Consider the following 16,770-nt stretch of genomic DNA (forward strand, 5'->3'; position numbering starts at 1 on the left):
CAACACAGCGCTCAACATTCGACGATATTCACCGCCAAGCCGCCGCGCGAGGTTTCCTTGTACTTGGTCTTCATATCCGCGCCGGTCTGCATCATCGTCTTGATGACGGAGTCCAGCGACACGTAATGCGTGCCGTCTCCGCGCAGCGCCATGCGCGCGGCGTTGACCGCCTTGACCGAACCCATCGCATTGCGCTCGATACACGGAATCTGCACCATGCCGCCGACCGGATCGCACGTGAGCCCGAGGTTGTGCTCCATGCCGATCTCGGCCGCGTTCTCGACTTGCCTCGGCGTGCCGCCCATGACCGCGGCGAGCGCACCCGCCGCCATCGAACACGCGACGCCTACTTCGCCCTGACAACCCACTTCCGCACCCGAAATCGACGCATTCAGCTTGTACAGAATGCCGATCGCCGCGGCCGTCAGCAGGAAATCGATCACGCCTTGCTGGTTCGAACCCGGCATGAAACGCACGTAGTAATGCAGCACCGCCGGGATGATGCCGGCCGCGCCGTTGGTCGGCGCGGTGACCACCCGGCCGCCCGCGGCGTTTTCTTCGTTGACGGCGATCGCGTAGAGATTGATCCAGTCGACCATCGACAACGGATCGCGCAGCGCGAGTTCCGGATTGCCCGACAACGCGCGATACAACTGCGGCGCACGGCGCTTCACCTGGAACGGTCCCGGCAGGTTGCCTTCGGCATCTGGATTGTTGATGCCGCAACCACGCGACACGCACGACTGCATCACGTCCCAGATCTTCATCAGGCCTGTGCGCGTTTCTTCTTCCGTATGCCAGACACGCTCGTTTTCCCACATCAACTGAGCAATGCTTTTGCCGGTCGATTCGCACAGCGCGAGCAGTTCATTGCCGCTGCGAAACGAGTGCGGCAGTTGATCGACGGCGCTCAGCACCTTCGTGTTCGGTGCGCCGGCCGTCACCACGAAACCGCCGCCTACCGACAGATAAGTCGACTCGCGCAGCGTCTCGCCTTGCGCGTCGAGCGCGCGCAGCTTCAGGCCGTTCGGATGCTCGGGTAGCGCCTGGCGATAAAACGAAATCTGCTCTTTCAGCACGAACGGCACCTCGTGCGTGCCGAGCAGCGCGAGCTTGCGCGTGACCCGCACAGCTTCGAGCCGCTGCGCGATCGTGTCCGGGTCGACGGTGTCGGGCGCGTCGCCCATCAGGCCGAGCATGACGCCGCGGTCCGTGCCGTGGCCCTTGCCGGTGGCGCCGAGCGAACCGTACAGATCCACCTTCACCGACGCGGTGTTGTCGAGCAGCCCGTCGCGTTCAAGCCCTTGAGCGAACATCAGCGCCGCGCGCATCGGCCCGACCGTATGCGAACTGGACGGACCAATGCCGATTTTGAAGAGATCGAACACGCTGACTGCCATTTACTGCTCCATGCTTAATGAGTGTGGGTTTATCGCGCCGGCAGCGGCAAACACACGGCGAGCCACGCGGGCGGCGTCGGTGCGAGCTGTAGCGCGATCGGCGTATAGCGTCCGTCGAGACGCGCCGCCAGGTGAAACAGTTCCGTCGCGTTCTTCGGGTCCCATTGACCCGAATAGCCGGGCAAACCGGCCTCGCGACGTTTGGCATCGAACGGAACGCTCGAATGCACGAATTCTTCATGCGTCTTGCTGCCGGTCGCGTACGGCGTGAGCCAGTTGAGCGCGGCCTGCAGCGACGCGCCGTTCGAGCCCTTCTCCGGCAACCAGTTGCGGTTGTGGCGGCGCGCCGACAGCGCGGCCGTGACGAGCGGCTGCAAGTCGTAGGTCACGTAATGCAGCGCGTCACGTTCGTTGAAGTCGATCGTCGAGCCGTCCGGCGCGATGTTGTCGCCGATATGCTCGTCGAACAACCGTTGCGCCGCGTTGATCATCCTGCGGTTGTCGAGCGTGAACGCGGCCATCGCGATCAGCTTGATGCGGTGGCTCTGCCAATTGTTGCGGAAGGTGCCTTTGAGCGGTCGCGGCTGCGCGTCGATCTGACCGATGTAACCGTTCGCGAGTTTCGTCAGGAACGCCATCGACGCATTGCGCGTTTTCACGGGCAACGCACTGGCGGTCATGTCGTACGCGAGGATCAGGCCTTCGAAATGCGTTTCGTCGATCGGATTGAAACTCGGCTGATACGTGGTCACCCACGCGAACAGCAAACGGTCGACGAGCTTCAGATAACGGTCGTCGCTAGTTGCGCGCCAGGCGAGCGCGGCGTCGCGCAGCAGATCGAGATCTTTCTCCGCTTCGACGCTCTGATCGTGGATGCCCTCGTGCGGCAGCGTGCCCTCGGTGTGCAGTTTCTCGAGCGCGTGCGGCGCATCGTTCAGATGCGCCTGCACGTTGCTGACGAGTGCTTTCACACCGGGATCGGCGTTCGTGCGTTCGCTGGTTTGCAGCGCGGGCGCCGCGCAAAAATTCATCGCTGCCTGCGCTTGCCGCAACGGCAGCAGCAACGCCGCGCTCGCCAGCGTGAACGCGCAAGCCTGCTGCCACGTCTTCTGGGCTTGCCTGATACCGGTCCGGCTATGCATCGATCGCACCTTTCGCGCCATGCGAAACTCCTCGTTAGGCTGATTCGGTGTGTGATGTTAGCCGTTTGCGGCCACTCGCGACAGAAATGCGGACCGAACCGCGCACCGCCTGCTGATAACCACAGGCGGTGCGCGGCAGCGGCCACGCTTACTCGTAGTCGGCGATCGGCACGCAGGAGCAGAACAGATTGCGGTCGCCGTACACGTTGTCCGCACGGCCAACCGGCGGCCAGTACTTCTTCGTGATCAACGTGGGCAGCGGATACGCGGCGGTTTCGCGCGCATACGCGTGCTTCCAGTCGTCGGCAATCACGACCGCAGCAGTGTGCGGCGCGTGCTTCAGCGGATTGTCCTCGCGGTCCGAGCGGCCTTCTTCGACGGCGCGGATTTCGTCGCGGATCGCAATCATCGCTTCGATGAAACGGTCGAGTTCTTCCTTCGATTCCGATTCGGTCGGCTCGACCATCAGCGTGCCCGGCACCGGGAAGCTCATGGTCGGTGCGTGGAAACCGTAGTCGGCGAGACGCTTGGCGACGTCGTCGACGCTGATGCCGCTGGTTTCCTTCAACGGACGCAGATCGAGAATGCATTCGTGCGCGACCAGTCCGCCCGGGCCCGAATACAGCACCGGATAATGCGGCGCCAGTTTGTTCGCGACGTAGTTCGCGTTGAGGATGGCGGTTTCAGTCGCGGCGGTGAGGTTCTTCGCGCCCATCATCGCGATGTACATCCACGAGATCGGCAGAATCGAGGCGGAACCGAACGGTGCCCCCGACACCGCGCCGATACCGTTCGGCGCGCGCTCATAGCCCGACGAGATCTGGTTCGGCAGGAACTGCGCGAGATGCGCGCCGACCGCGACCGGACCGACGCCCGGTCCGCCGCCGCCGTGCGGAATGCAGAAGGTCTTGTGCAGGTTCAGGTGCGAGACGTCGCCGCCGAACTGGCCCGGCGCGGTCAGACCGACCATGGCATTCATGTTCGCGCCGTCCACGTACACCTGGCCGCCGTGCGCATGCACGATCTCGCAGATTTCGCGAACATTCTGCTCGAACACGCCGTGCGTGGACGGATACGTGATCATGATCGCCGCGAGCTTGTCGGCGTGTTGATCGGCCTTCTTCTTCAGGTCGTCGATATCGACGTTGCCTTGCGCGTCGCACGCCACCACGACCACCTGCATGCCGGCCATTTGCGCCGATGCCGGGTTCGTGCCGTGCGCCGAAGCGGGAATCAGGCAGACGTTGCGATGCGCTTCGCCGCGCGACGCGTGATACGCGTGGATGATCAGCAGACCCGCGTACTCGCCTTGCGAGCCGGCGTTCGGTTGCAGCGAGATTGCCGCATAACCCGTTGCCGCGACCAGCATTGCTTCGAGCTGATCGATCATTTCGCGGTAGCCGACGGTTTGCTCAGCCGGTGCGAACGGATGGATCTGGCCGAATTCAGGCCACGTGACCGGCAGCATTTCCGAGGTCGCGTTCAGCTTCATCGTGCACGAGCCGAGCGGGATCATCGAGCGGTCGAGCGCGAGGTCCTTGTCGGACAGGCTACGCAGATAGCGCAGCATTTCCGTTTCAGAGTGATGACGGTTGAACACGTGGTGCGTGAGATACGCGCTGGTGCGTTCGAGCGCGGCCGGCACCGATGCGGTGTTCGAGGCCGCGAGTTTTTCGTCGAGCGCGTCGATTTGCGGTACATCTTTCGAACCCGCGGCTTCGGCGAACACCGCGAGCAGATCGGCAAGATCGCGACGCGACGTGGTTTCGTCGATCGACAGGCCCACTTGCGTGGCGCTCACGCGGCGCAGGTTAATGCGCCTCGCGTTCGCCGCGTCGTGCAGTGCTTGCGTGCGCGCGCCGCTGTTGAACGTGAGCGTGTCGAAGAAGTTTTCGTTGGCGAGCGTGTAGCCGAGTTGCTGCGCGCCTTCGGCGAGCAGCGCGGCGATACGGTTCACGCGCAGCGCGATGGTCTTCAGACCGTGCGGGCCGTGATACACCGCGTACATGCTGGCCATGATCGCGAGCAGCGCTTGCGCGGTACACACGTTCGAGGTCGCCTTCTCGCGGCGAATATGTTGTTCGCGCGTTTGCAGCGCGAGGCGCAGCGCGGGATTGCCTTGCGCGTCGACGGTCACGCCGACGAGACGGCCCGGCATTTGACGCTTGAATTCGTCACGCACCGCGAGGTAAGCCGCATGCGGACCGCCGAAACCGACCGGTACGCCGAAACGCTGCGTGTTGCCGACGGCCACGTCCGCGCCCCATTCGCCCGGCGGCGTGAGCACGGTCAGCGCGAGCAGGTCGGCGGCGACCACCACATGACCGCCCGCGGCGTGGATCGCTTCGGTGAGCGCGCGGTAGTCGCGCACGTCGCCGTTCACACCGGGGTATTGCAGCAGCACGCCGAACGCATTCGCGCTGGCGGCTTCAGAAGCCGGGCCCACTTTCACTTCAATGCCAACTGGCGTGGCGCGCGTCTTCACCACTTCGATGGTTTGCGGCAGCACGTCGTCGGCGACGAAGAACACAGTCGACTTCGACTTGCCCACGCGTTGCAGCAGCGTCATCGCTTCGGCGGCGGCGGTGGCTTCGTCGAGCAGCGACGCGTTCGAGATTGCCAGACCGGTCAGGTCGACGATCATCTGCTGGAAGTTCAGCAGCGCTTCGAGACGGCCTTGCGAGATTTCCGGCTGATACGGCGTGTACGCGGTGTACCACGCCGGATTTTCCAGCACGTTGCGCAGGATCACCGTCGGGGTGTGCGCGTTGTAATAGCCCTGCCCGATATACGAGCGGAACACCTGGTTCTTGTCCGCGAGTTCACGCAGCGCGGCGAGCGCTTCGGCTTCGCTCTTCGGTTGCGCGAAGGGGCCGAGCGGCAGCGGTTCGGTGCGGCGGATCGTCTTCGGAATGACGGCGTCGATCAGCGCGGCGCGCGACGCGAAGCCGAGGGCTTCGAGCATGGCGTGCTGGTCGGCCGTATCCGGGCCGATGTGCCGTTCGGCGAAGGCGTCATGCACTTCGAGCGCGGCGAGCGAGAGAGGAGTGCGGTTCATCAGACGATCCGGGTGTTCGAGCTTCATGGGTGTTCCTGGCGGTGCGGCTGTCTTTTCGAAGTCTCGAAAGTGACGGGCCGCACCTGACGGGTTAAACGTAAAGGTGAATCAGGCGCCGATGGCCTTGGCGTACGCGTCGGCATCGATCAGACGATCGTGCGTGGCGTCGTCGGACGGCTTGATCTTGAAGAGCCAGCTGTCGTACGGCGTGGTGTTAACCGAATCGGGCGTGTCGGCGACGGCGGTGTTCGCTTCGATGATTTCGCCCGAGACCGGCGCGTAGATGTCGGAAGCGGCTTTCACCGATTCGATCACGGCGACGGTGTCGCCGGCTTCGACGTTCTTGCCGAGTTCCTGGACTTCGAAGAAGACGATATCGCCGAGCGCTTCCTGCGCATGGTCGGTAATGCCGACCGTCAGCGTGCCGTCCGCTTCAGTGCGGACCCATTCGTGCGATTCGGTATATTTCAGATCGGCCGGGATGCTCATCGGATGCTCCTATGCGGTGTTCGGATGGTGTTCAATAAAGGGGGAGGCGTACGCGCCGGCCTGCTTAAACCGCGAGCACTTTGCCGTTGCGCACGAACGGCAGTTTTACCACGCTTGCGGGAACGTTTTTGTCACGAATCTGAACGTGAACGGTGTCGCCCGGCTGCACGCCTTTCGGCACGCGCGCAAAGGCGATCGATTCCTGCATGGTCGGGGAAAACGTGCCGCTGGTGATTTCGCCTTCGCCGTGCGACGTGACGACTTTCTGATGAGCACGCAGCACGCCTGCAGCCTTGCCGTTGTCTTTCAGCAGGATCAGGCCGACGAACGCGGCCTGCGAACCGTTCGCTTCCAGCTTGTCCTTGCCGACAAAGGCGCGCGGCGACGTGAGGTCGACGGTCCACGCGAGACCGGCGTCGAGCGGCGAGACGTTGTCGTCCATATCCTGGCCGTACAGGTTCATGCCGGCTTCGAGGCGCAGCGTGTCGCGCGCGCCGAGGCCGGCCGGGCGGACGCCTTGCGCCTGCAGCGCGTCCCACAGGGCGGCGACGTGTTCCGCCGGCACGATGATTTCGAAGCCGTCTTCGCCGGTGTAGCCGGTGCGGGCCACGGTGAGTTCGCCGAACGGCGTACCGTCGATACGGGCGGCGTTGAACGGCTTCAAGGCTTCAGTCGCGGCGCGCGCAGCCGGCACGGTTTGCCAGACCTTGTCGCGTGCGTTCGGGCCTTGCACGGCGACGATCGCGTAATCGCGACGCGGCGTGATGGTCAGGCCAAAGCTGCCTTCGGCGTTGAGCTGGCCGAACCAGGCGATGTCTTTGTCGGCGGTGCCGGCGTTCACGACCACGCGGAAGTGATCTTCGCCGAAGTAATAGACGATCAGATCGTCGATCACGCCGCCGTTCGGGTTCAGCAGACAGGAGTAGAGCGCACGGCCCGGGGTTTGCAGCTTGCCGACGTTATTGGCCAGCGCGTAGTCGAAGAAGGCGCGCACGCGCTCGCCGGTGAAATCGACGACGCACATGTGCGAGACGTCGAACATGCCGGCGTCGGTGCGCACGGCGCGGTGTTCGTCGATCTGCGAGCCGTAGTTGACGGGCATGTCCCAGCCGCCGAAGTCGACCATGCGGGCCTTGAGCGCGCAATGGGTGGCGTGGAGCGGGGTGTGTTTGAGTTCGGTCATGGGGCCTCAGGCGTCTCGCGAAACAAAAAAGGCCATGCGGCGCTACGCCTCACGGCCTGATGGCTGCGAGCGATGCGCTGCATGGCCCCTCTGTCCTCGATACCTGAGAGATTGCGTTGCCGCGAACACGTTGACGTGCCACGGTGGAACGCGCGCCCCTTCGGTGGGCAGCCTGCCGGAATCTGCGTTTGCAGATGGCTACTGCCGCTCTCCAGAGTGCGAAAAACCGGCGCCTCGATGCTGCAGTGAGGCGGGTTTTTCGACGCGGTCGGTCCTTTTGCCTGAGAGTTTGCGGGTGTGCCCCTTCGGCGGCGCGGCCTGCGATTTTCAGCGGCCAGCACGCTCTCCCGACGCGTGCGGCGAATGTACGCGACGCCCCCGAGCTTGTCAAATAAAGGCGCGCGAGCGGCGCGGGCATTGGCGCAGCGTGATTGCGCCTGTCAAAAAAAAGCGCGGGACGTGATGCCCGCGCTTCTTTTGTACCGCATGACCCGAACTGGCGCGATTATTCGCCGATGGCGTGTGCCGCGTTGTCCAGTTCCTGGTTCAGCACGCGCTGTTCGTCGCCGGACAGCCCGCCGCCGTGTTGCGCGGCCATGTCGTGCGCTTCCTGACGGATCACGTCGAGGCGATGATGCAGCGCGCCGCCTTGCGGGGGCGGGTAGTAGCCTTGGTTGACGTGAGCGTCGATGCGGCGGCTCAGGTTGTCGAGACGGCCGTCGACCTGATGCAGGCGCTCATACGCGATCTGCTGCGGGTTGGGGCGCGGGGCCGGCGCCGGTTGGGGCGCCACCACGCAAGCGGCGAGCGAACTGAGCAAAGCGCATGCTGCTACTGCGCGAATGATACGGGGCATGGACTCTCCGGAAGTCGTTGTCGTTTTCTGGTGCTACCCGGGTAGCAACGGATAAGACGGCCTTCACGCTGACCGGAGAGGGGCGCTTATTTGTAACGTTATGTTCCTTTCGGGCTTGTCAGTTTAGGCGGCGCGGCGACGGTTTGTGAGCCAGTTTTGGGTACACAAACCGTCGCCGGACGCCGGCAAGCCCCTTAGCGAATTCGCTCGAACGGCAAGCGGACGCCTTCCTCCGAACTGCGCGCGGCCAGTTCGATAATCGTCATGACGTCGACGGCTTCCTGCGCGCTGACCGGGAATTTCACGCCGTTCTGGATCGCATCGGCGAGAGCAATGTAGAAGCCGGCGTAGTCGCCGTTAAGCGTCGGCAGTTCGCGTTCGACTTCCTGATCGCCTTCCAGCACGCGCAGCACGCCCGCTGTATTACCGGCGGCGAAGCCCTCGTCACCGGGGCGCAGGCCGGCCTTCAACTGATCTTCCTGGGTGTCGAGCCCGTATTTCACGTAGCTCCCGCGCGTGCCGTGGATCGCGAACCGCGGCGCGAGCAGCATGGTGAGCGCGCTGGCGTGCAGCACGACTTCGAATTCGCCATAGCCGAGTTGAATGTGCACGTAGTCCGGCGCACTGGCTTCGTCGCGATGCGTGCGCACGGTTGCCGACACGGTCTGCGGCGCGCCAAACAACGCAAGCGCCTGGTCGATCAGATGCGGTCCGAGGTCGAACAGCAGGCCGCCACCGCGCGACGCCTCTTCGCGCCAGCGTTGCCGCACTTCCGGCCGGAAGCGGTCGAAATGCGATTCGAATTGCGTGACGCGCCCCAAGGTGCCGGCGGCGAGCAGGTCGCGCACGGTCATGAAATCGCCGTCCCAGCGGCGGTTATGGAACGGCACGAAGCGCTTGCCGCGGGCCAGCGCGATGTTGGCGAGCGTATGCGCGTCGGCGGCGGTGAGCGTGACCGGCTTGTCGACCACCACGTGTTTGCCGGCTTCCAGCGTGCGGCGCGCGAGGTCGAAGTGCGTGTCGTTGGGCGTCGCGATCACGACGCAGTCGATTTCCTCGAGCGCGAGCAACGCGTCGAGATCGGCCACCACTTTCGCGTGCGGATAGTCGGCGAGCGCCTGCTCGGGCCGGCCCGTCGCGATTGCCGCGACGCTCGCGCGCCCGCAGTGGTCGATCACCGGCGCATGAAAGGTGGCGCCAGCAAAACCGTAACCCATCAATCCAATCTTCAGCGATGCGGACATGCGTGTCTTCCTGCAAAACGGCGCGCCGCCTGGCCACCGTGGCGTCGGCGCGCAACGCTGTAATTGTGGCATGTTCGGCCGGCCGGCCGCGGGCGTAGCCGTCACGGATTGTCGGGGGCGTGCGGCCGGATTGCCCGGCGTGCCTGTCTGGCGAAGTCAGCCGGCGTGGCGGCACGGAAGGTCGACGAGCGTCGTCGTCCGTCATATTCATCCGTGTTAACATCGCTCCTCTCGCGCGAACCCAGGCGGGCCGGAACACCCGCACAGTGCGCCGGGCACGCGTTCCAGCCGCCGGCGCCGCGCAGCATGATCTTGGGCCTCCAGACCGCCGGCCGGCAATGCCGGGCCGCCGCGTCTTCCGCCGCCTTCAACCGCATTACCCATCCACACACGATGTCCGCAGGCCTGAACCCCGCCCAGAATGAAGCGGTCCGTTATCTCGACGGCCCGTGTCTCGTGCTCGCCGGCGCCGGCAGCGGCAAGACGCGCGTGATCACGCAGAAAATCGCGCACCTGATCGAGGCCAAGGGCTTCGAGCCGCGCCACATCGCCGCCGTCACGTTCACCAACAAGGCCGCGCTGGAAATGCGCGAGCGCGTGGGCAAGCTGCTCGAAGGCAAGACGCTCACCACGCCCGGCAAGGAAGGTCGCAAAGTGCCCGTCAACCAGTTGACGGTCTGCACCTTCCACTCGCTCGGCGTGCAGATTCTGCGGCAGGAAGCGGAACACGTCGGGCTGAAGCCGCAGTTCTCGATCATGGATTCGGACGACTGCTTCGGCATGATCCAGGAGCAGGTGGGGTCCACGGACAAAGGCTTTATCCGCAAGATCCAGTCGATCATCTCGCTGTGGAAGAACGGCATGATCATGCCGGAGCAGGCGATCGCGATCGCGGCGAACGAGGACGAGCATCAGGCCGCGATCGTCTACCGCAATTACGTGGCGACGCTGCACGCGTATCAGGCGGTCGATTTCGACGATCTGATCCGTCTGCCCGCCGAGCTGTTCGAGAAGAACGAGCCGGTGCGCGACCGTTGGCAGAACAAGCTGCGCTATCTGCTGATCGACGAGTATCAGGACACCAACGCGTGCCAGTACGAGCTGGTGAAACAGCTGGCCGGCAAGCGCGCGGCTTTCACCGCAGTGGGCGACGACGATCAGGCGATCTATGGCTGGCGCGGCGCGACGCTCGAAAATCTCGGCCAGCTCAGCAAGGATTTTCCGAAGCTGCACCTGATCAAGCTCGAGCAGAACTATCGTTCGACGGTGCGCATTCTGACCGCCGCGAACAACGTGATCGCGAATAACCCGAAGCTGTTCGAAAAGAAACTGTGGTCCGAACACGGCATGGGCGACACGATCACGGTCACGCCCTGCAACGACGAAGAGCACGAAGCCGAGTCCGTGGTGTTTCGCCTCTCCGCGCACAAGTTCGAGCGCCGCGCGAATTTCCGCGACTACGCGATTCTGTATCGCGGCAATTTCCAGGCGCGGATCTTTGAACAGGTGCTGCGTCGGGAACGGATTCCGTATGTGCTGTCGGGCGGTCAATCGTTTTTCGACAAGGCCGAGATCAAGGACATCTGCGCGTATCTGCGCCTGATCGCCAACGCGAACGACGACCCCGCGTTCATCCGCGCGATCACCACGCCGCGCCGAGGCATCGGCAATACGACGCTCGAAGCGCTCGGCTCGTTCGCGGGCCAGGCGAAGGTGTCGCTGTTCGAAGCGGTGTATATGGGCGGCATCGAAGCGCGCCTGTCGCCGCGCCAGATCGAACCGATGCGCGTGTTCTGCGACTTCATGCAGCGCCTCACCGATCGCGCGGAGAAAGACGCCGCCGGACCGTTGCTCGATGAACTGATGGACGCGATCCACTACGAGGCCTACTTGTACGACGCGTTTGACGAGCGTCAGGCGCAGTCCAAGTGGCAGAACGTGCTGGAGTTCATGGAATGGCTGAAGCGCAAGGGCACCAAGGCCGAGCCGGAAGGCGCCGCGAATAGCGAGGCGACCGGCTACGACACCGCCGACGGTCTCGGCGACACCGGCAAGAATCTGCTCGGCCTGATTCAGACGGTCGCGCTGATGTCGATGCTCGAAGGCCGCGAGGAAGATCCCGACGCGGTGCGGCTGTCGACGGTGCATGCGTCGAAAGGGCTGGAGTATCCGCACGTGTTTCTGGTGGGCGTCGAGGAGGGCATCATGCCGCACCGCGGCGGCCCCGACGACGAGCCGATCGACGACGCGCGCATCGAGGAAGAGCGCCGATTGATGTACGTCGCGATTACGCGTGCGCAACGCAGTCTGCATCTGAACTGGTGCAAGAAGCGCAAGCGCGCGAGAGAGACGGTGGTGTGCGAGCCGTCGCGCTTTATTCCCGAGATGCTGCTCGATGACGCGCCGCCGCCTACGGCGGATGAGGCGCCGATGTCGCCGAAAGACCGGCTGGCGAGTTTGAAGGCGTTGTTGCAGAAGCCTTGAGCTGCGGCTTCTAGCGGCGTGGTGTCGTGTCGTGTTGCGCGGCGTCGTGATGCGCAAAACCCCGCGAGCGACAGGTGCTTCGGCGGTTTGGCGGCGTGCTCGCGCTAGAGTGACGCGGCTCGTCGATCGTGAAAGTCGGCGGGCACCGTCGCTCACTGGAGACCGCCCGCATGACCTCGCTGCCGCTCGCACCCTATCGCCGCGCGCTTGAAACCTACATCGACGCGAAAGACAACACGCGGGCCGAGCGCATCGCCGAGGCCTTCGCTGCCGACGCTGTGCTCACCATGTCGCTCGCGACGTCGAATATCGCGTTTCCGGCGCGCACCGTCGGCGCCAATGCAATCGCCAAAACGCTCGTCACCGATTTCGGCGCGCAGTACACACGGTGCAGGACTTATTACGTGTGCGACGCGCTCGCCGTGCAAGACGGCGTGATCGACGCGTTGCCCTGGCTGGTGGTGATGCGCGAACCGGCGACGGGCGCCTTGCGCGTCGGCCACGGCGTGTATCGGTGGACGTTCGACGAGACACCGGTCGTCACGGGCTTTCACATTCATATCGCCCGCATGGACGTCGTGCCCGATGCCGATGGCGTTTTGCTCGACGCGCTGCAAGCGGGGCCGGCGTATCCGTGGCTTACGCCGGCTGCTTTGCATGAGCATCTCGCCGCGCTGGCTCGCGACACGCCGGCGTTGGCGTTTGTCGAAGCCTTCAGCCGGCCGGCGATTGCACCGAAGCACGATTAATAAGCAAAAATCCCTGCCTCACGTTGCCGTGAGGCAGGGATTTTTCTTTACGCAACGACCGCCGCGAGCGCTCGATATTCGTGGAGTGGGTTACTTCACCGCGCTGACCATGTAATCGACTGCAGCCTTCACGTCCGCGTCCGAGGCGTTCGATCCGCCCTTCGGCGGCATCGCACCCTTGCCATGCAGCGCGTAGTTATAGACCGTGTCGATCGGATCTTTCAGGCGCGGCGCCCAGGCGTCCTTGTCGCCGAATTTCGGTGCGTTCAGCACGCCGGCCGCGTGGCAGGCCTGGCAGACCTGCGTGTACAAGGCTTTGCCCGCTTGCGACGCATCCGCGCTTTGGGCGCCGGCTGCCGGCGCGGCGGCTTGCGGCACGCTCGCCATGGCGGCCATGGCCGCGGCGGCTTGGGCCGCGCCTACGTCGGAAGCGCCGGCCGGCGCGGCTGCTGCCGCTGCGCCAGAAGCCGCTGCCGGCGCACCCGCTGCCGGTTGTGCCGGTTCCGGGAAGCTCGCGCCGGAATTGTTCGCCATATAGACCACGGCGCGGGCAATTTCGAAGTCGCTGTAGTCGTCGGGGCTAGTGCCGCCGCGCGGCGGCATCGCGCCTTTACCGGCGAGCGCCGTGTGCCACAGCGTGTCGAAGCCCTGTGAAATGCGCGGAGCCCAGTCGGCGGTATTGGTGAATTTCGGCGCGCCTGCCGCACCCGACGCGTGACATGCGGAGCAAACAGCTTTGTAGACTTCTTCGCCCGTCTTGTAGACGCGCGGTGCATTGGCGTCGCGAATGTCGACCTGCGCGAACGGCTTGATGCGGGCGGTGACTTCGGCTTCGGAGAGAGAGTCGGTGCCGGCGCCGGTGCGTGTCGAATTATCGACGTACGCGACCAGCAGAACGATGATGACGATCGGAACAGCAAAGCTGGCGATAATCGCGGCAATGAGCTGTCCTGGGGTTTTGATCGGGGCTCCGTGTGGTGCTTCGCTCATGCTTGTCTCGTCTCCGTGGGTATGTGAGCGGTACAGCGTGACGGCAACTTCTTGTTCTATATCAGCCACGGACGATTATAGACGCAAGCTTTCGACGACGGCGAGGGGCGCGGCGCGGTGTTCAGCAGGCGTTTACCCGCATCGGCGAGGGCGGGCCGAGGGCGGCCGACGGGGCTATCGAGGCCGTCCGGTGGACGCTTGGGCCGAAACCGGGTATTCTCTCGGTCTCGCTTTGGCGTCGCTTCCGCTCTGGTTGCCGCGCTTTTGTGTTGAAGCGCCCGTAGCTCAATGGATAGAGTACTGCCCTCCGAAGGCAGGGGTTGCTGGTTCGATCCCAGCCGGGCGCACCAATCCTGACAAGGGTTTCAGCGGGTTCTCCGCTCAGTGGTTTCCCTCCAGTACAGTGAAAATACAGTCAGACCTGTCAGCCGGCCACGGCTTGCAGGTCCACGACCTGCGTGTGCGGCTGCACCCAGCGCGCCAGGTGATCGGCGGACAGGTGCGCGTACCGCTGCACCATTTCCAGCGTTTCCCAGCCTCCCAGCTCCTTCAGCACCTGTAACGGCGTGCCGCGCTGCACATGCCAGCTCGCCCACGTATGGCGCAGATCGTGCCAGCGGAAATCGCGGATGCCGGCGCGTTTGCACGCTTCCCGCCATGCCGCGGTCACCGTCTGGTAGACGGGCTTGCCGTGGTAGACGAACACGCTTTCGACGCATTCCGGCTTGCGCTTCTTCGCGCGCTGGCGGCGCAGCACCGCGATCGCCGTGTCCGACAGCGGCACCGTGATCGCCTTGCGGGCCTTGGCCTGGTCCGGGTGAATCCACGCGACCCGCCGCACCAGATCGACCTGTGACCATTGCAGCCCCGTCACGTTCGAGCGGCGCAGTCCGGTTTCAAGACTGAACTGCGCCATGTCGGCCAGGTGCACCGGCAGCTCGGCCAGCAGCCGTTCGGCTTCCGCCAGCGTCAACCAGCGTATCCGGCGCGACACGATCTTCGTCTTTTTCGTCTTTGGCACCCGGTCAAGCCACTCCCATTCCAGCGCCGCGTTCAGCACGGCCTTGAGTACACCCGTCACGCGATTGACCGTCCCCGCACTGACGTTGCGCCCGAGCTTCTTCTGACCGTTGCGCGTCTGGATGACCCGCGGCTCCATCCGCTTGATATGCGCAATGGCGTCGATGCGGTTGCGGTCGATCTCCGCCAGCTGGACGCCGGACAGGTGCTGATCGAGCCACCGCAGGTGCGTCTTGCTGGTTTCCAGACTGGCGATGCCTTCGCGTTCGGCGACGTAGCGCACGACCGCATCATTCCAGGTGTAGCGCGGCTTGTGACCGAGCCTGGCCTGATTCCACAGATCCACCTTCAGGCGGTCGTAGAACTCCTGCGCCTGCTCCCTGTTGCTGGTGCCAGTGCTGCCTTGTAGGACTGGACCGCCATCCGGCGGGGAAAGCCGGTAATACCAGTTGGGGCTTCTACTTCGTTTATAGAGCGACATTTTTCTAAATTCTCCTGCTGATCCCATTTGCTGTTGTCTTGTCGCCATTCAGGATCAGATATCGTTGCATAGTTTGAGCTGCCGGTTTTACCAATGACTGCGCGGGGCATCATGCTGGTAATCGAGCGATGTCCCGTTTTTGCATCCAGGCTTCGATTGGTGATTTGCCCACACGCGCGTAGCGAATCCGAGACAATCTGTCTGAATGGACAGTGCAGAGTGAGCGTGCGTGGCTCTATGAGCGGCCGTCGGTCGGAAGCATCAGGCACGGCTATCTAATCCTGGGCGATCGGGCTCAGCGCGGGCGACACCGGTGTCGAGAAAAACAGCCGCGCGTGATTGGGAAACGCCATGACCGATTGTTGGTCGGAGCACCATGCCTCTCGCGAAAAAAGCAATACAGAAATAAGGAAGCCGAGCCGTGCCGCTCTGCGCATGTTCAGTATGCTCACCTTCACGCCGGCAAACGGATTAGCCAGCACATAGTGCTGCTCGATCAGCCAACGAAACGGGGCGCGAAGATCGACAGCGCATGCGCCACGGAACGAAGAAAAGCTGCCGTTAAACGGTCGCCTGTCAGGCGCGGTGCGTGGCTGCACCGGTGCGCGAACGCGGTGAAGGTGCCGCACGAACACGATACGCGATCGCCGCCGTGAGGGACGACAGCGCCCGGCCACGCTTCAGGATAGCCCAGAGAATCAGCCGCTCGGCCTTCTTGCGATAGGTGTGCGGCCTGGCGAGTGACAGATTCAGCACGGTCTACGGTTCGGTTCGAGAAATGAAATACTACTTGCACTTTGTCTCATTGCACTTGAAGAAGGATTTCACGGCGCTCGCGGTCTTGTAGGGAAACAAAGTTTGCTCTCCCTCCTGATAGCCATCCATTCCGGTCATTGCGCTGTTGTCGACCACGCTCTTATTTTCGATCAGTCGGCCTTGTTCGTCTGTGGTATAGGCATATATTTGGTAGTATTTGCCGTATGTACCAATTCCGCGAGAATTTACATCCCAGTGAACAATGGTGAAAATATTCTGCTTACCATTGAGATTCATGAAAAAGAGGGAGTCGACATTCGGCGCTCCGCCTTCTATGGAATATTTTGCGAAGATCGTCTTTTCGCAGCCATTTGAATTCGGTCGGTAAATCGACAAGTTTATCGTGTGATCCGTATCGTTCTTTTCGATCGATACGACTGAGTCTTTTTGTATTTTTCCTGCGGAAAATACACCAACGGATGGCGATACAGCGGGGCAGATAGCCGGTTCGTCCGCGTTCGCATAAGCCAACGAAGCGGACGAAAGCAAAACATAGCAAGCAAGGCATTCGAAAAAACGTTTAATTTGTTTCTGGCGGAAGCCCCAAAATCGGTGCAACTTTGTTGTATGCGATAAGTCTTTCGGCATGTCCATTTTGTCCTCCGTTGATCTGTTGTGTCACAGCCGCAACATCTCCCGTGTCTGCCACCGGATTCACACTGCGAGTTATGACCCAAAAGACGAATGCAGATTCCACTCCATATTCGAGATTCGAAAGAAGAAGATCAGGGTTATCTAGGAAGTTTTTCTGATCATCGGGGAAGCGATGATTGTGCTCCCTGTTGAATACTTCGTAGTTGGTGTTGATTTGCACTGAATTCTGACCCACCTGACACGGTGATTTGCATCGAATATTGA

13 protein-coding genes, 1 tRNA gene, 1 pseudogene and 2 riboswitches are annotated in these 16,770 nt (G+C 63.0%); of the genes and pseudogenes, 3 read left to right on the forward strand and 12 right to left on the reverse strand.

Translation table 11 applies throughout. The features are described from left to right. Positions 1–11: 11 nt before the first annotated feature. The 7 genes from FA94_RS20010 to FA94_RS20040 form a co-directional block, all read right to left on the reverse strand. Positions 12–1,400 (reverse strand): L-serine ammonia-lyase, encoded by a 1,389-nt coding sequence (locus tag FA94_RS20010; RefSeq protein WP_035554379.1) that lies wholly within the window; start codon positions 1,398–1,400, stop codon positions 12–14. Positions 1,401–1,429: 29 nt separating this feature from the next. Beyond that, the gene (locus FA94_RS20015; RefSeq protein WP_035554381.1) at positions 1,430–2,563 is read right to left on the reverse strand and encodes an alginate lyase family protein; all 1,134 of its coding nucleotides are present in this window, start codon (positions 2,561–2,563) and stop codon (positions 1,430–1,432) included. 127 nt (positions 2,564–2,690) lie between these two features. Beyond that, positions 2,691–5,627 (reverse strand): aminomethyl-transferring glycine dehydrogenase, encoded by a 2,937-nt coding sequence (gene gcvP / locus FA94_RS20020; RefSeq protein ID WP_035554383.1) that lies wholly within the window; start codon positions 5,625–5,627, stop codon positions 2,691–2,693. Between the two features lie 81 nt (positions 5,628–5,708). Then, on the reverse strand, positions 5,709–6,089 hold the full coding sequence (gene gcvH, locus FA94_RS20025; RefSeq protein ID WP_035554384.1) for a glycine cleavage system protein GcvH: 381 nt from the start codon (positions 6,087–6,089) through the stop codon (positions 5,709–5,711). 64 nt (positions 6,090–6,153) lie between these two features. Continuing rightward, entirely contained in the window at positions 6,154–7,272 is a 1,119-nt protein-coding gene (gene gcvT / locus FA94_RS20030) for a glycine cleavage system aminomethyltransferase GcvT (protein ID WP_035554386.1), read from the reverse strand. Between the two features lie 80 nt (positions 7,273–7,352). Continuing rightward, a riboswitch (glycine riboswitch) is annotated at positions 7,353–7,497 on the reverse strand. Between the two features lie 34 nt (positions 7,498–7,531). Then, positions 7,532–7,632: riboswitch (glycine riboswitch) on the reverse strand. A gap of 145 nt (positions 7,633–7,777) precedes the next feature. Then, the gene (locus tag FA94_RS20035; RefSeq protein WP_035554389.1) at positions 7,778–8,128 is read right to left on the reverse strand and encodes a hypothetical protein; all 351 of its coding nucleotides are present in this window, start codon (positions 8,126–8,128) and stop codon (positions 7,778–7,780) included. Between the two features lie 194 nt (positions 8,129–8,322). After that, a complete protein-coding gene (locus FA94_RS20040; RefSeq protein ID WP_035554390.1) occupies positions 8,323–9,372 on the reverse strand; it encodes an oxidoreductase in 1,050 nt (349 codons plus the stop codon). Positions 9,373–9,765: 393 nt separating this feature from the next. Between FA94_RS20040 and FA94_RS20045 the strand changes: the two genes are divergently transcribed. Next, positions 9,766–11,856, forward strand: a complete 2,091-nt coding sequence (locus tag FA94_RS20045; protein ID WP_035562561.1) for a UvrD-helicase domain-containing protein — start codon at positions 9,766–9,768, stop codon at positions 11,854–11,856. A gap of 170 nt (positions 11,857–12,026) precedes the next feature. After that, complete coding sequence (locus FA94_RS20050; RefSeq protein ID WP_035554392.1) at positions 12,027–12,605, forward strand: hypothetical protein; 579 nt, start codon at positions 12,027–12,029, stop codon at positions 12,603–12,605. A gap of 90 nt (positions 12,606–12,695) precedes the next feature. Here FA94_RS20050 and FA94_RS20055 read toward each other — a convergent pair whose 3' ends face one another. Continuing rightward, the gene (locus FA94_RS20055; protein ID WP_035554394.1) at positions 12,696–13,595 is read right to left on the reverse strand and encodes a c-type cytochrome; all 900 of its coding nucleotides are present in this window, start codon (positions 13,593–13,595) and stop codon (positions 12,696–12,698) included. A gap of 274 nt (positions 13,596–13,869) precedes the next feature. Here FA94_RS20055 and FA94_RS20060 point away from each other — a divergent pair. After that, positions 13,870–13,945 (forward strand) — tRNA-Arg (locus FA94_RS20060). Between the two features lie 74 nt (positions 13,946–14,019). On the opposite strand, the gene FA94_RS20065 is transcribed toward FA94_RS20060, so the two are convergent. The 4 genes and pseudogenes from FA94_RS20065 to FA94_RS39200 form a co-directional block, all read right to left on the reverse strand. Next, a complete protein-coding gene (locus tag FA94_RS20065) occupies positions 14,020–15,096 on the reverse strand; it encodes a tyrosine-type recombinase/integrase (protein ID WP_035554396.1) in 1,077 nt (358 codons plus the stop codon). Positions 15,097–15,545: 449 nt separating this feature from the next. Continuing rightward, a pseudogene (locus FA94_RS38105) lies at positions 15,546–15,849 on the reverse strand (integrase); the annotation flags it as partial. Between the two features lie 33 nt (positions 15,850–15,882). Then, positions 15,883–16,506 carry a hypothetical protein gene (locus tag FA94_RS20075; protein WP_035554401.1) on the reverse strand — a complete coding sequence of 208 codons (624 nt, stop codon included), beginning with the start codon at positions 16,504–16,506 and terminating at the stop codon, positions 15,883–15,885. Then, positions 16,433–16,726: a lysozyme family protein gene (locus tag FA94_RS39200; RefSeq protein ID WP_197070226.1), complete on the reverse strand. Its 294-nt coding sequence runs from the start codon at positions 16,724–16,726 to the stop codon at positions 16,433–16,435. The genes FA94_RS20075 and FA94_RS39200 overlap by 74 nt, the downstream gene beginning before the upstream one ends. Between the last annotated feature and the right edge of the window lie 44 nt (positions 16,727–16,770).

It is taken from the genome of Burkholderia sp. 9120 (assembly GCF_000745015.1).
In the GTDB taxonomy this organism is placed as follows: domain Bacteria; phylum Pseudomonadota; class Gammaproteobacteria; order Burkholderiales; family Burkholderiaceae; genus Paraburkholderia.